Source organism: Streptococcus sp. 1055 (assembly GCF_013276815.1).
Classification (GTDB): domain Bacteria; phylum Bacillota; class Bacilli; order Lactobacillales; family Streptococcaceae; genus Streptococcus; species Streptococcus pseudopneumoniae.
The window spans coordinates 1-14,226 of the sequence record NZ_VMLT01000057.1; the positions used below are offsets into that span (position 1 = coordinate 1).

General features: G+C 37.1%; 10 protein-coding genes and 3 pseudogenes. 1 reads left to right on the forward strand and 12 read right to left on the reverse strand.

Annotation, left to right across the window (positions count from 1 at the left end; all coding sequences use genetic code 11):
- The 9 genes and pseudogenes from HT699_RS05705 to HT699_RS05745 form a co-directional block, all read right to left on the reverse strand.
- Positions 1 to 1,340, reverse strand: a pseudogene (locus HT699_RS05705) (hypothetical protein); the annotation flags it as partial.
- 629 nt (positions 1,341 to 1,969) lie between these two features.
- Positions 1,970 to 2,512, reverse strand: a complete 543-nt coding sequence (locus tag HT699_RS05710; protein WP_138706317.1) for a GNAT family N-acetyltransferase — start codon at positions 2,510 to 2,512, stop codon at positions 1,970 to 1,972.
- A gap of 347 nt (positions 2,513 to 2,859) precedes the next feature.
- The gene (gene nadE, locus HT699_RS05715; protein WP_119947689.1) at positions 2,860 to 3,684 is read right to left on the reverse strand and encodes an ammonia-dependent NAD(+) synthetase; all 825 of its coding nucleotides are present in this window, start codon (positions 3,682 to 3,684) and stop codon (positions 2,860 to 2,862) included.
- Positions 3,681 to 5,141 (reverse strand): nicotinate phosphoribosyltransferase, encoded by a 1,461-nt coding sequence (locus HT699_RS05720; protein ID WP_138706316.1) that lies wholly within the window; start codon positions 5,139 to 5,141, stop codon positions 3,681 to 3,683. Before HT699_RS05720 ends, nadE begins: the two co-directional genes overlap by 4 nt.
- Before the next feature lie 115 nt (positions 5,142 to 5,256).
- Positions 5,257 to 5,745 (reverse strand): DUF6773 family protein, encoded by a 489-nt coding sequence (locus HT699_RS05725; protein WP_138706315.1) that lies wholly within the window; start codon positions 5,743 to 5,745, stop codon positions 5,257 to 5,259.
- Positions 5,735 to 5,944: a helix-turn-helix transcriptional regulator gene (locus tag HT699_RS05730; RefSeq protein ID WP_020902217.1), complete on the reverse strand. Its 210-nt coding sequence runs from the start codon at positions 5,942 to 5,944 to the stop codon at positions 5,735 to 5,737. The genes HT699_RS05725 and HT699_RS05730 overlap by 11 nt, the downstream gene beginning before the upstream one ends.
- Before the next feature lie 380 nt (positions 5,945 to 6,324).
- Positions 6,325 to 7,046 (reverse strand): annotated as a pseudogene (locus HT699_RS11750) (hypothetical protein).
- A 15-nt stretch (positions 7,047 to 7,061) separates the two neighbouring features.
- Positions 7,062 to 7,954, reverse strand: a pseudogene (locus HT699_RS05740) (ABC transporter ATP-binding protein).
- A gap of 336 nt (positions 7,955 to 8,290) precedes the next feature.
- Entirely contained in the window at positions 8,291 to 9,577 is a 1,287-nt protein-coding gene (locus HT699_RS05745; protein ID WP_138706313.1) for a U32 family peptidase, read from the reverse strand.
- Positions 9,578 to 10,065: 488 nt separating this feature from the next.
- Between HT699_RS05745 and HT699_RS05750 the strand changes: the two genes are divergently transcribed.
- Positions 10,066 to 11,181 (forward strand): DNA cytosine methyltransferase, encoded by a 1,116-nt coding sequence (locus tag HT699_RS05750; RefSeq protein ID WP_050208599.1) that lies wholly within the window; start codon positions 10,066 to 10,068, stop codon positions 11,179 to 11,181.
- A gap of 29 nt (positions 11,182 to 11,210) precedes the next feature.
- Here the strand turns inward: HT699_RS05750 and HT699_RS12030 are convergent, their stop codons facing one another.
- The 3 genes from HT699_RS12030 to guaA all read right to left on the reverse strand — a co-directional run bounded on the left by HT699_RS12030 (position 11,211) and on the right by guaA (position 14,144).
- Positions 11,211 to 11,342, reverse strand: a complete 132-nt coding sequence (locus tag HT699_RS12030; RefSeq protein WP_171043171.1) for an MspI family type II restriction endonuclease — start codon at positions 11,340 to 11,342, stop codon at positions 11,211 to 11,213.
- Between the two features lie 16 nt (positions 11,343 to 11,358).
- Positions 11,359 to 12,423, reverse strand: coding sequence for an MspI family type II restriction endonuclease (locus tag HT699_RS05755; RefSeq protein WP_252306330.1), 1,065 nt, complete (start codon positions 12,421 to 12,423; stop codon positions 11,359 to 11,361).
- A 158-nt stretch (positions 12,424 to 12,581) separates the two neighbouring features.
- A complete protein-coding gene (gene guaA, locus HT699_RS05760) occupies positions 12,582 to 14,144 on the reverse strand; it encodes a glutamine-hydrolyzing GMP synthase (RefSeq protein ID WP_138706311.1) in 1,563 nt (520 codons plus the stop codon).
- Positions 14,145 to 14,226 lie beyond the last annotated feature (82 nt).

Sequence of the window (14,226 nt, forward strand, 5' to 3'; positions counted from 1 at the left end):
CGCTCAACTTTGCTCTTGGCAGGAACTTTAACAACTGTATCCGTGGCTTCTTTTCTATCAACAGTAACCTTTTCGCTAACCTTACCAGTCTCTGAATCAACATCGTAGGTCCTTGTCGTGATTACATAGCCATCTTCTCCGTCAACCATCTCAATAGAAGCTCCTCGGTCTCTACTTTCATCTTTTTCATAACGGATATTTGTACTTTTTTCGGCGATGCGTTTTTCTACCTTATCTTTAGCTGGAACTTTGATAACTGTGTCTGTCGGTTCTTTTCTGTCTACAGTAACCTTTTCGCTAACCTTACCAGTCTCTGGATTAACATCGTAGGTCCTTGTCGTGGTTACATAGCCATCCTCTCCGTCAGTTGTAATAGGATTTTCACTACGGTCTTTTGTTTCATCTTTTTCAAAACGGATGACACTTGTAGGCAGAACTTCACGCTCAACCTTGCTTTTAGCTGGAACTTTGATAACTGTATCCGTGGCTTCTTTTTTCTCTACGGTAACCTTTTCGGTAACATGACCATTCTCTGGATTAACATCGTAGGTCCTTGTCGTGGTTACAGTTCCGTCCTCTCCGTCAATTGTAATAGGATTTTCACTACGGTCTTTAGTTTCATCTTTTTCAAAACGGATAACACTTGTAGGCAGAACTTCACGCTCAACCTTGCTTTTAGCTGGAACTTTGATAACTGTATCCGTGGCTTCTTTTTTCTCTACGGTAACCTTTTCGGTAACATGACCATTCTCTGGATTAACATCGTAGGTCGTTGTCGTGGTTATAGTTCCGTCCTCTCCGTCAATTGTAACAGGATTTTCACTACGGTCTTTAGTTTCATCTTTTTCAAAACGGATAACACTTGTAGGCAGAACTTCACGCTCAACCTTGCTTTTGGCTGGAACTTTGATAACTGTATCCGTGGCTTCTTTTTTCTCTACGGTAACCTTTTCGGTAACATGACCATTCTCTGGATTAACATCGTAGGTCGTTGTCGTGGTTACATAGCCATCCTCTCCGTCAATTGTAACAGGATTTTCACTACGGTCTTTAGTTTCATCTTTTTCAAAACGAATTCACGTACTTGAAATTTTCTTGGTTACTACCTTAGGTTTAGTCGCTACTTTTACAATAATATCCCCATTATCAGCGTCATCATACTCTATTCCCTCTTCTTTATCTCTAGTATCATCTCTGACATATTGAATCCCATCAGCAGCATGAACAAAACTTGTATTCAGGATTCCTCCTAAAAATAAAGTTAGCCCGACTATCACAGAACCAAAAATCTTTCCGAGTTTACGTAATGCATAGCGCTTATTGGTATTAGATTTTGCCATTACATCCTCCTTCTAAAAGTTACTACTTAGTATAGCATATTTTCTGGCAAATGTTAAACAATATGTTTCATACATCAAATAAACTTAAAATGATATATTAATTATTGAACTAACACTTTAACTATATCGTAATCAATCTCATATATAAAGGATTGCAGACATCTTATCTAAATACATGCTAATATATTTAGATACAAACATTCCAACTTGATAACTTTCACTCATCTTTCATCATTCCTTATACAACTATGCAGTATAAATAGAATAGTTTGCGCATCAGAATGAGACTATTTTAATGTTAGATATTTTGATAGAAAAACATAAATAAAATTGGTGGAATTTAATTCCCTAACTCGATAGAGGATTCTATTTTAAATTTAACAACAGCTAGGATTACACTATAAAAAGCACATTACCACCTGTTCGGCTGGAGAATCTAGTCGATTAGCTCCCTCTTAGTTACAAGCTTAAAGCGATTTTTTAACTAATACTAAACCAGATTAAAGAAGGAACTAGAACATCTGTCTTGTACTAATCAATATGCTATTTTAAAGTTGCAAATAAACTTAGAATGCCATTTATTATATTTACAATAAATAGTTGACTTCGATAGAAACAGAAAATAGAATTCAACATTCTTCCCTACTTATCTGATAATAAATAAGATCCGCAAGATAGCCTTTTCTCTCTACACCATTAACAATCGTTTGTAGATAGGACATTCCAGCCTTCTCCATGACACGACCTGAAGCTGGGTTGAGACTGGCATATCGAGCTTTGACTTTTTGAAATCCTACTTGAGTAAAACAAAAGTCCAAGACAGCTTTTAAGGCCTCTGTCATAAGACCACGACCCCAATAGTTTTTTCCTAAAATATAGCCAATTTCACAAGAAGAATTGTTCTCATCTATTGCAACGATGCTGATATCTCCTATCACTTGCTCTGGGTTTTCTTTGAGACAAATAGCCCATTTGTAATAGTTGGGATTAGTATAGGAAGCAACCCAGTTACGAATCGAATTTCGAGTCACCACGACATCAGGATGGGGATCCCAGGTAACATAGGTCAGATTCTCAGCGGATGAAGCCCAATTTTGAAACATAGCTTCTGAATCACTCTCCACAAATCTTCTTAAAATCAAACGTTCTGTCTGTAATATTTGCGTACCGATAGCTTTCTCACTTCCTTATTTCTATGCTCGTAGTAAAAAGGCTCAACTCAGTAACAGCTAGAAAACGAGTTTGTCTTCTAATTTCTTGACGCAGTCGCTGCCTGGTTTGAAATGCGCTCTAGCAAGCTTTTTCAAACCTAGTCATCGTTGCAGGGGTAAGACGATGAAATCGAACTCTTCGAGTTACCGAATCTGCCTCATTTTCTTATTTCTAAACTCGGGGTTCAAGATCCCCCAGACCTTCTCTCACTTTCTTATTTCAAGGTGAGAGGCTGAAAACCTCCACTGGAGGTTTTTCTTGCTTTTTAATTTCAGGGCAAGAAGCTAAAAAGGTTCCCCGAACCTTTTTACTCCCAAAAGTCATCAAATACGGTGATGGGTAGGTGGCGTTTATGTTGGCCTTTGTGCCACCAGTTTTCGATTCTTGCTTGGGCTTCTGGGCTGATTGTTTTGCCTTCTAGGTAGTCGTCAATCTCTTCATAAGTGACTCCGAGGGCTACTTCGTCAGCTAGACCTGGTTTATCTTCTTCTAGGTCTGCTGTTGGGATTTTTTCATAAAGGGCTGGGTCTGCACCAAGTTCCTTCAAGAGTTGTTTTCCTTGACGTTTATTGAGGCGATAAAGAGGGAGAATATCTGCACCACCGTCACCAAACTTGGTAAAGAAACCTGTGATATTTTCCGCGGCGTGGTCTGTCCCAATGACCGCTCCACTATGGGCACCCGCAAGGGCATATTGGGCAATCATACGACTACGAGCCTTGATATTGCCCTTGTTAAAATCTGAAACAGGACTACCTGTCGCTTCAACAGCAGCTGTCATAGCGTCAGCTGATTCCTTAATATTGACGACTAAACTGACATCTGGCTGGATGAAGTCTAGGGCTTTTTGAGCGTCTGCTTCATCGGCTTGTACTCCATAAGGCAGGCGGACAGCGATAAATTTGTAGCTGTCGTCTCCCGTTTCTGCTCGCAGTTCTTCCATAGCTAGTTGAGCCAAACGACCTGCTAAGGTTGAGTCTTGTCCTCCAGAAATCCCTAGCACAAAGGTTTTAAGGAAGGGATGTTTTTTCAGGTATCTCTTTAAGAAATCAATGGAACGACGGATTTCTTCTTGGACATCAATCACTGGTTTCACGCCCAGTTCTTGGATAATCGTTTCTTGCAAACTCATTCTTCTTCTCCTTCACCAAGGGCTTCCTTACGCATTTTGTCTATCAAGTCCATCTTGTCTTGCCATACATCACGCGCCAAATCCACTGGATAATGCTGCGGATTGAGCACACGCTTGTACTCATCCCAAAGCTTGTCAAATTCCTTACGAGCATAAGCCTGAATCTCAGTTAAGCTAGGCAGGTTGTAAATCAATTTCCCGTCTTTGAAGATATCCACCAAGAGAGGAACAGCGTCAAAATTACGAACGGTCTTCTTGATGTAGGTATAAGTCGGATGGAACATCTTGATTTCTGTCATACTGGCAACATCTACGCCGTCATAAGTGATGTAATCACCCTCTGACTTGCCTTTTTCACGACTGGTAATGCGCCACACCTGCTTCTTACCTGGCGTAGACACTTTTTCCGCATTATTAGACAGTTTGATAGTATTACGCATCTTACCATTTTCATCTTCAATCGCAACAATCTTATAAACCGCCCCAAGAGCTGGTTGGTCATAGGCTGTAATCAGCTTAGTTCCCACACCCCAGACATCAATCTTGGCCTTTTGCATCTTGAGGTTGAGGATGGTATTTTCATCTAGGTCATTTGAAGCATAAATCTTAGCTTCTGTAAAGCCAGCCTCGTCCAATTGCTGACGGACTTTCTTAGAAATGTAGGCAATATCCCCAGAGTCAATCCGCACACCCATAAAGTTAATCTGGTCACCCAGCTCACGCGCCACCTGAATGGCAGCTGGTACACCGATGCGAAGGGTGTCATAGGTATCCACAAGAAAGACACAATTTTTGTGGGTCGCAGCGTAAGCCTTGAAAGCTTCATAGTCATTGCCATAAACCTGTACCAAGGCATGGGCATGGGTTCCCAAAACAGGAATGTCAAAGAGCTTACCCGCACGCACGTTGCTGGTTCCATTGGCGCCACCAATCACCGCTGCGCGTGTTCCCCAGATGGCCGCATCCATTTCTTGAGCCCGACGTGTCCCAAACTCCATCAAGGGTTCATCTTCAATAACCGAGCGAATACGAGCTGCCTTAGTCGCCACCAAGGTCTGGTAGTTGACGATGTTCAAAAGGGCTGTTTCGACCAACTGACATTGGGCTAGAGGGCCTTCCACCTGCACAATCGGTTCATTAGCAAAAACCAAGTCCCCTTCTTGGGCAGAACGAACGGCCAACTCCAACTTGAAATTGCGGAGATAGTCCAAGAATGCCCCATGATAGCCTAGCGACTCCAAATAGGCAATATCACTATCTGAAAAACACAAGTCTTCAAGATAATTCACAATTCTTTCCAAACCTGCAAAAACCGCATAGCCATTTTTAAAAGGCTGCTGACGGAAATAAACCTCAAAGACCGCCTTTTTATTGTGAATTCCTTGGTCAAAGTAAACCTGCATCATGTTAATCTGGTACAAGTCCGTGTGCAATGTCAAACTATCATCTGGATACATACTTTTCCTACTTCCTTAGCTAGAAACCCATGAAAATTTTCAAGAACTTTCATGTATTCCAATAAATTAGTACTATTATATCACATTTTAGCTGGATTGAGAAAAGAGTAACAAGCTATTCACTACTCTCCAGTTCATCCATGTCTTGCTCAAATTTTTTCTGAGCCCATTCTCCATAGCTCTTCAGACCGAGATTGCCTATAAAAACCCAAGGAAGGTAAATGACATAAGTAATGACCCAAGCAGATAGGTATTTAACGTTCAAAGGATTGTGCTGATAAATTTCTATGTTGAATTGATAATTCTGCAACATCAAAAGAACCGTAATCGCCAAGGTTAGAAAAAAACAACCCAAAATCGTAAAATGAAAACGACTATAGTAGGTCACTCCCAGATAACGGGCACGATTGAAAAAGAAGAAAATTCCTACTATCAGAGTATAGACTAGAAAATTCGGATTAAAAAGAGATGGAGCCAACACTGCCACCAAATAGCTTAGAAGTACAAGCCCAATAAAGAGTGAAAAAGACTCTGCCCCAGCTTTATTGATTAGTTGTTCTTCTCTTTCATCAAGTAATTGATAATGAATAAATTTATTTACCATCTTCTTCCTCCCAAAATAATTGGTCTAGGGTTTTCCCTAAACATCTGCAAATGGACTGGCAGAGCGAGAGACTGGGATTGTATTTTCCCGCCTCTATCAAACCAATAGTCTGGCGCGTCACCCCGACAGCATCTGCTAGTTGACCTTGAGTTAAATCAAGCTCTACACGAGCTAATTTTAATTTTAAATTTTTAGCCACCTGCGTCCTCCTTATAGTTTTAATACTCATCTACTCTTAAAAAATCCAAAACCAACAAAAGCTGTCAGCTATTTATTATAACCTCATTAATTAGCACTCCAATATTATCGTCAGCCTAAAATCAGTATGTTGGATTGTTTAAAATAAACTTCCTAGTTTGATATTTGATGTTTTGTTTAGTATTAGCTTTAGTAGGGTCTTTTAAACGAGTTTTGATTGCTTGTATTTTTTATTTAGTTGATTTCATATCACTATTATATAATGCTTTTGGAAATGAGCCTAGTATAAGTCAAAAACGTGTTGAATAGTGAAAGCAGGAGCATACCAAGATGACTGATTTTTTACTGTATTTTAGGTATGCAAAATAATACTAAATGAAACTAAAATGAATACTTCTTGCTTTTCTTGAGAGTGAAAAAGTACAATAAAATGATTGTAGTGATTACCACAAGATACTGACTAATAGACATCGTATTTGAAGCCACAAATACAGGTAAAGAATAAAAAGGAAGAAGTTCAATTGCTTTGATAAACAAATCATTACTAGTATTCATCATCATCGTATTTAATATATTAGGGATAAAGAGTAGTAAAGCTACTAAAATACCAAGCCACTTTTCAATTTGTATAAATAGAAAATGTAAGATAATAGAAAATAAAATAGGACTAACAAAATTGTATTGACTACAATGGCTACTATAAAATCTAATCCTAAATCACCTGGAACACCCAATTTACTTACGATGACTAGTAACACAATACCATTCAAAGCATAGATAATGGAAACTGAGATGGCATATAGAAAATTGGACAAGACGTAAAACATCCGATTTTTCTGTTGATTATAAAATAAACTGATCGTATTGTAGGAAAAATCCCTGCTAATAATTCGATTAGCATGTATAACAGCCATTAACATACCGAGCATAGCATAAAAGTTTGAAATATGCTTGATACCAAGCGATGTCTCTTGAGTCTTTAGAATAAAGAATGTAACCAATATCGGCGGTATAAACGAGATAATCAAACCGAGATATATTACGCCTGATGAATATAAATCCCTCATATTTTCCTTAAGAAAATTCAATTTATTTAATTTCATGATGGTAACCTTCCTTTATTTTGAACGATTTAGATAAATATCTTTAAGCGTCTCTTTTTTAGTTTCAAAATCAACTACTTTAATAGAGTTTTCGTTAAAAAATTTAAAAAGCTCACTACTTTGAATATTACCAGACATAGTAATTCTCAGTCCCTCTTCCTGAACAATATCCCCAAATTCTTGTTTGGTAATGAAAATGTCTCTATCTGTAGCTGATGAAAAAGCTATCTCAAACAAGAAATTATGACTATCTTTTCCTACTTTTTGAAATGTCAAAAGCCCGTTCTCCAAGAAAAGAACCCTCTCACAAATTTCTTCAATATCTTCTAATTTATGACTCGATATTAAAATTCCCACATTTTCATGTAAAGCTAAATTTTTTAGAACCGCTAAAACTATTTGTGATGATTCAATATCTAAACCATTAGTCGGTTCATCTAAAATCAATATATCAGGTTCCGTAACGAGGGTTAGAAGCAAAGCTAATTTTTGTTTTGTACTCAAAGAATAGGTCTTTACTTTTTTATTAATAGACTGAGTCAAATCTAACTCTTAGATCAAACTTCTAAATCTTTCTTGATTGTAGTCAACACCATATAAATTTGACAAATATTTTAAATTCTCTAAACCTGTTTTAGATAAAAATAATTTTGGTTCTTCGATTAAATACCCAATATTATCACTGCTTATAATATTACCTGAAGTCGGTTGATTATTCTGAGCAAGAATTTTCATCAACGTACTCTTACCAACTCCATTTCTCCCTACTAGACCAACAATTTCACCCTTGTTAAGTGCAAAATTTATATCTTTGAGAATGATTGAATGACCATAATGCTTACTTACATTTATAACTTCCATTTTTCAATTCCTCCATTAATATTCTCGGTTTTCTCTTTGATTCCCATTAATTTTAAAAAGTTGCGCCTCTTTTTAACAACATTATATCATATATCTAACTTAATGCAATATATAAATGTCATTTTGTAAGATTTTACTAGCAAAAAAACTCTCTACCATAAAAAATAGAGAGTGTTAAGTTTAAATATAGGATTTCAAAATATCGATGACATCACTTCTTTGTTTAATTTAATATGCTTTGATACCTAAGCTTCGACTTTATCACTTAAAAAATAAAAAAGGACAGCTAATTTCTTGCGCATCAAGGGATTTCGCCATTCTTTAATCTCGTTTAAGTGTTGTATATGGAGCTTTGCATAATTTTTTAAAACTAAACAACTACATTAAGCACGAACTGTGACGCTGGTTCCATCTTCCTTATAAAGATTGATAAGCCCCTCTTTAAGAGCTCGAACCATGTCTCCTGATTGAACGGGTTGTGGGACTTTAATAGTCAAGAGTTCCATTGGATTTGGAGCACGGTCGATTTTATTGCCTTTGGCATCGTGAAGATCCTCAATATAGGTTTCAAAATGACGGAAACCTGGGCCATAAAACTCAACTTGGTCGCCTTCGTTAATAACGTTCCGTTGACGAATAGTTGCTGTTTGTGTCACATCATCATAAGAAACCACTTCAGCGACAAATTTATACTCAGGAATTTTACGACGAGCACCAAATAACTGCTCATTTTCAGATGGTGTACCATAATAAAAACCTGTTGCTAATTCACGTTGGGCAACCTTCCACATCTCATCGACCAAGTCTTGTTTGATAGCTTCAAACTTTTCAGGACTTTCAAGATATGCATCCACAGCCGCCTTGTAGCAGTTGGTTACTGTTGATACGTAGTGAATAGACTTCATACGTCCTTCGATTTTTAGACTGTCCACACCATTTTCAATCATATCTGGGATATGGTCAATCATGGACATATCAACGGCTGACATTGAAAATTCTTCTGGAATCTCACCCTTCAAACTATTACGTTCTTTCCCAAATGGCATATCGTAAAGGTCGTATTTCCAACGGCAGGACTGAGAACATCCACCACGGTTGGCATCACGCATACTCATGTGGTTTGAAAGAGTACAACGACCAGAGTATGAAATACACATAGCTCCATGGACAAATGCTTCAATCTCAACATCTGTACGTTTGCGAATTTCAGCTAATTCTTCCATCGAAACCTCACGCGCCAAAACGACACGAGTCAAGCCCAGTTCTTTCCAAAATTCAAGTGTTTCATAGTTAGTGGCACTTGCTTGGGTAGAGAGGTGAATTTCAAGACCTGGTGCTTCTGTCGCTGCAATCATAATCAAGGCTGGGTCAGACACGATAACTGCTGCAATCCCGATATCACGCAGTTTACGGAACCACTCACCAGCACCAGCTTCATTTCCTTCGTGCATAACCATATTAGCCGCTACATAGACCTTGGCACCATACTTGGCCGCAAACTGGACACCTTCTTCCATTTGTTCAAAGGTAAAGTTACCTGCACGGCTACGAAGACCATAGGCCTGACCACCGATAAAGACAGCATCTGCCCCATACTGAACAGCTACCTTTAGCTTCTCCAAAGTCCCTGCAGGTGATAAAACCTCAGGACGTTTTAATGTTTTTGTCATGTTTTCTCCTATTTGCAATATAAAAGTTTGACGTATTTCCTTCTCATTTTTATAGTAAATAAGGGATAAAATCAAGCCTAGACAGATTGTTTTGACAATTCTAATCTTTTAATACTCTTCGAAAATCTCTTCAAACCACGTCAGCTTCCATCTGCAACCTCAAAACACTGTTTTGAGCAACCTGCGGCTATCTTCCTAATTTGCTCTTTGATTTTCATTGAGTATAAATACAAACTATTATCCACTCGAACAATTAAGAGATTTAAAATTAAAAGTGTTGATTGATATTTTTGAAACCGAATTTGATTATAAATTCGAAATCAAAAAAATGGAAGAATCTTTAGCGATTGTTCATAATTTGTCCCCATTTGATGAGTTTGAAAAATTATCAATAAATAATACGGACGAATATATGAAAAAAAACATTTTTTTATCAAAAATATGATATAATGGTTTTATATTACGAATAAGGAAGTAGGGAAGAAAATATGCAGGGTGGCACACGCAAGGGAGCGGGAAGAAAACCAGTTTCTGATAAAAAACAGATGAAAAATATTTATCTAACTCAGAGTGAGATTGATGTAATTGATTCACTTGAGCTTGATAACTGTAAGAATTTTAGTCAAAAATGCTCCGAGCTAATTAAAATAGGAATAGACACACAAATGAACACTAAAAAGAAAACTACTTCAAATGATTCAATAAAGTTTATCGACTTATTCGCAGGTATTGGTGGAATCCGTAAAGGATTTGAGGATAAGAACACAGAATGTGTTTTTAGTTCCGAATGGGATAGGTATGCTTCTAAAACTTATGAAGAGAATTATGGCGAAAAACCATATGGGGATATTACTCAAATCAATGAGAAAGATATTCCAGACCATGACATTCTTTTAGCAGGTTTTCCATGTCAGCCATTTAGCCATATTGGTAAGCGTGAAGGTTTTACTCATGAAACCCAAGGAACTTTGTTCTTTGATGTACTTCGTATCTTAAAAGAGAAAAAACCAAAAGCTTTCTTACTTGAGAATGTAAAAGGGCTTGTAACTCACGACAAAGGGAATACTTTAAAAGTCATTATGAGAGCGTTAAAAGAAGAATTAGGCTACTCAATTTTCTATGAAATTCTTGATGCTCAACGTTTTGGTTTACCACAAAGAAGGGAACGTATTATCATTGTAGGTTTCCATCCAGATATAAAAGTAGATAACTTTGAATTTCCTAAAGGAAGCGATAAAAAAGTCCCAGTAGGTTCTATTTTAGAAGATAATCCAACTGGGTACAAAATTTCAAAACATCTGCAAGATACATATCTTTTTAAAAAAGATGATGGCAGACCTCAAATTATTGATAAAACTAGCGAAATTCAGGTAAATACACTTGTTGCAAGCTATCACAAAATTCAGCGTTTGACAGGAACGTTTGTAAAAGGTGGAGAAACTGGGTTGAGACTTTATAGTGAACTAGAATGTAAGCGACTAATGGGATTTCCAGATGATTTCAAAGTACCAGTTTCAAGAACTCAAATGTATAGACAATTTGGTAACTCAGTAGCTGTACCAGTAATTAAAGCTGTCGCTGATAAAATGAAAGTATACCTTTAATCAAAAAATAGCATATCATATTTGAACTGCTACTTTTTATTATTCGTAAAACCTTTGATTTGTACTTTTTGACCTCGTTTTTTACTAGGGTATGTCCATTTAAACGGAGTTCCAAACTGTCCTTTAGATGAATATTTCTTAATATATTCATCAACATACAAATCCCTTAAAATAACCTCAAATTTTTTTAGTATACAGCATTATATCAGCAACTTGAATAGAATTGTTAACTAATGGACTATTGACCCCAAACATAAAGAAGTTAACTAATTCTTTATTGTATTTATGAATTTCATCAACTAATGTGTTATAGGCAACTTCATTATTTTCTTTCAAACCTTTAGCACTACCATATGCTTGAAATTCTTTGAGTGAATTAGCCAATGACGAAGAAGAATCGAGATTAAGGGCAAGAATAATATCATCTACAGCTCCCTCATGGACTGTTACGGTATCCGCAGAAGTATTTTTTACACTAATATTTTTAGTTATTTCTTTTTGTTCAGTAGTAATCGTAAAAGATACATCTGTTTTTGGATAACCACGATTACTTAATTTAGGTATTGAATTAGTTGCCACAATATCTAAAACAGTATCTTGTTCACTAACACCAGAAACTTTTAAGATTTGACTAAACCAATTATAAGTGGAAGATTTAATTGTTTGGCTATGTTTTGCGTGATTATTCCATAGAAGGATATTGTTTTTGTCAGTCAGTAAGTCAACTATACTATCCTCAGCATTGTTTCCCAAAATATTAGCACTAATCCCTTGAGATAGATTTTCGGAAGCATGATTTAGTACAAAGTCTTTTAATTCAGAAAAAGTTAGTACATCATCTAAGAAAGATACATAAGTTTCGCTATGTATCTTATTTGAATAGTCGTTTTTATTTTTTATTTCTTTTTCGGTAATAGAATCTGGTACAACAACAAAGATTCTTGTGACATTCTTATCAACTAACTTGATGTTTTGAGCAAAAAATTCATTCCCATAGATTCTATCAGTTCGAATCGAGCTAGTCGGTTTAACTAACCAAGTTTCATTATCAAAGTCATTGAAAGTAATTGCATAATCCATTTTAAATTGTTTTTCACAATTTTCATATCCAACTGAATAACCTTTTTTTACAGATACATTCAATTTGGGAATCTTTTGGATTTTTTGAAGCAATTCAGACAAAGTTAAATTTGAAGCAGAACCAGATAAAGATTTTTGCTGATTATCAACGTTAAAACTCATAATATTTTTACTCCATATTAGAAAAAAGAAGCTCATTTTAGAGCTTCTTTGGAAACGCTTTGGAGACAATCCAAATATATTTATCTCATTTTAATACTTCATACAGTTGTTAAAATGATGTTAAATCAAGGATTCTTAGCCTAAGTTACTCTTATATTTTATTCCCACTCAACGGTTGCAGGTGGTTTACTTGTAATATCGTAGACGATACGGTTAACATGATCCACTTCGTTTACGATACGTACAGAGATTTTTTGAAGGACATCCCATGGAATTTTGGCAAAGTCAGCAGTCATACCATCGATAGAGGTGATAGCACGGATTGCAATTGTGTAGTCGTACGTACGACCGTCACCCATAACCCCAACTGAACGAACGCCTGTATTGACCGTGAAGTATTGCCAGATATCACGGTCAAGACCTGCTTTAGCAATTTCTTCACGAAGGATAGCATCTGATTCACGAACGGTTTCTAGCTTTTCTTCAGTGATTTCACCCATGACACGGATAGCAAGTCCTGGTCCTGGGAATGGTTGGCGCCATACGATATGGTCTGGCATACCAAGCTCTGTACCAAGGGCACGAACTTCGTCCTTGTAAAGAGTATTGAGTGGTTCGATCAATTCAAACTGCATGTCTTCTGGAAGACCACCCACGTTGTGGTGTGACTTGATAGTTTGAGCTGTATCCGTACCAGACTCGATAACGTCTGTATAAAGAGTTCCTTGAGCAAGGAATTTCACATCTTTGAGCTTGCTTGCTTCATCATCAAATACATAGACAAACTCGTTACCGATGATTTTACGTTTTTGTTCAGGGTCAGAAACTCCTGCAAGTTTATCAAGGAAACGTTTAGCTGCGTCTGCTTTGACGATATTCAAACCAAACTTACCACCAAGCATGTCCATAACTTGGTCCGCTTCTCCTTTACGAAGAAGACCGTGATCCACGAAGATACAGATCAATTGATCGCCAATCGCTTTTTGGAGAAGAACTCCAACAACTGAAGAGTCAACCCCACCTGAAAGGCCAAGCAGGACACGTTTATCACCGACGGTTTCACGGATTTTTTGGATCTGCATATCGATGAAGTTATCCATTGACCAGTCGCCTTTAGCCTTACAGATGTTAAGGGCAAAGTTACGAAGGATATCATTTCCGTATACAGAATGACGAACTTCTGGGTGGAACTGGATACCGTAAATGTGTTTATCTGGGTTTTCGATGGCTGCGTATGGGCAGTCAGCTGATGTACCTGTACGAACAAAGTCAGCAGGAATCTCGGTAACTGCATCACCATGGCTCATCAATACAGTCTGTTCATCAGGTGTTGATTCAAAAAGAGATGATGGTGTGTGTGTTAGGGTTGATTGACCGTATTCACGATTTCCAGCATCACCTGCAGGAACAACTTTTCCTCCAAGTTTATGGGTCAATAACTGCATACCATAACAAATTCCCAAAATTGGAATTCCAAGTTCGAAGATTTCTGGGTCAATATCAAATGAACCATCTTCGTATACAGAGTTTGGACCACCTGATAGGATAATTCCTACAGGATTGATTTCACGAACTTCAGCAGCTGAAATTTTATGGCTTTTTAGTTCCGAAAAAACACCAATCTCACGGATACGGCGTGAAATCAGCTGGTTGTATTGGCTACCATAGTCCAATACGATGATTTTTTCTACATCTTGCAAATCAGTTGAAATGTTGCTCATCTTTTTCCTTTCTCAAAAGAAATATCTTTTCCAATATTCTATCACAAATAAGGGCGAATTACCAACTAATACTCAATGAAAA

What these genes read in the sequence shown, in the direction of transcription:
- HT699_RS05755 (WP_252306330.1), bottom strand. Translation starts at nt 12,423, where the DNA reads ATGAGTTTTAACGTTGATAATCAGCAAAAATCTTTATCTGGTTCTGCT.
- HT699_RS05725 (WP_138706315.1), bottom strand. Translation starts at nt 5,745, where the DNA reads ATGGTAAATAAATTTATTCATTATCAATTACTTGATGAAAGAGAAGAA.
- HT699_RS05720 (WP_138706316.1), bottom strand. Translation starts at nt 5,141, where the DNA reads ATGTATCCAGATGATAGTTTGACATTGCACACGGACTTGTACCAGATT.
- nadE (WP_119947689.1), bottom strand. Translation starts at nt 3,684, where the DNA reads ATGAGTTTGCAAGAAACGATTATCCAAGAACTGGGCGTGAAACCAGTG.
- HT699_RS05750 (WP_050208599.1), top strand. Translation starts at nt 10,066, where the DNA reads ATGCAGGGTGGCACACGCAAGGGAGCGGGAAGAAAACCAGTTTCTGAT.
- HT699_RS05745 (WP_138706313.1), bottom strand. Translation starts at nt 9,577, where the DNA reads ATGACAAAAACATTAAAACGTCCTGAGGTTTTATCACCTGCAGGGACT.
- guaA (WP_138706311.1), bottom strand. Translation starts at nt 14,144, where the DNA reads ATGAGCAACATTTCAACTGATTTGCAAGATGTAGAAAAAATCATCGTA.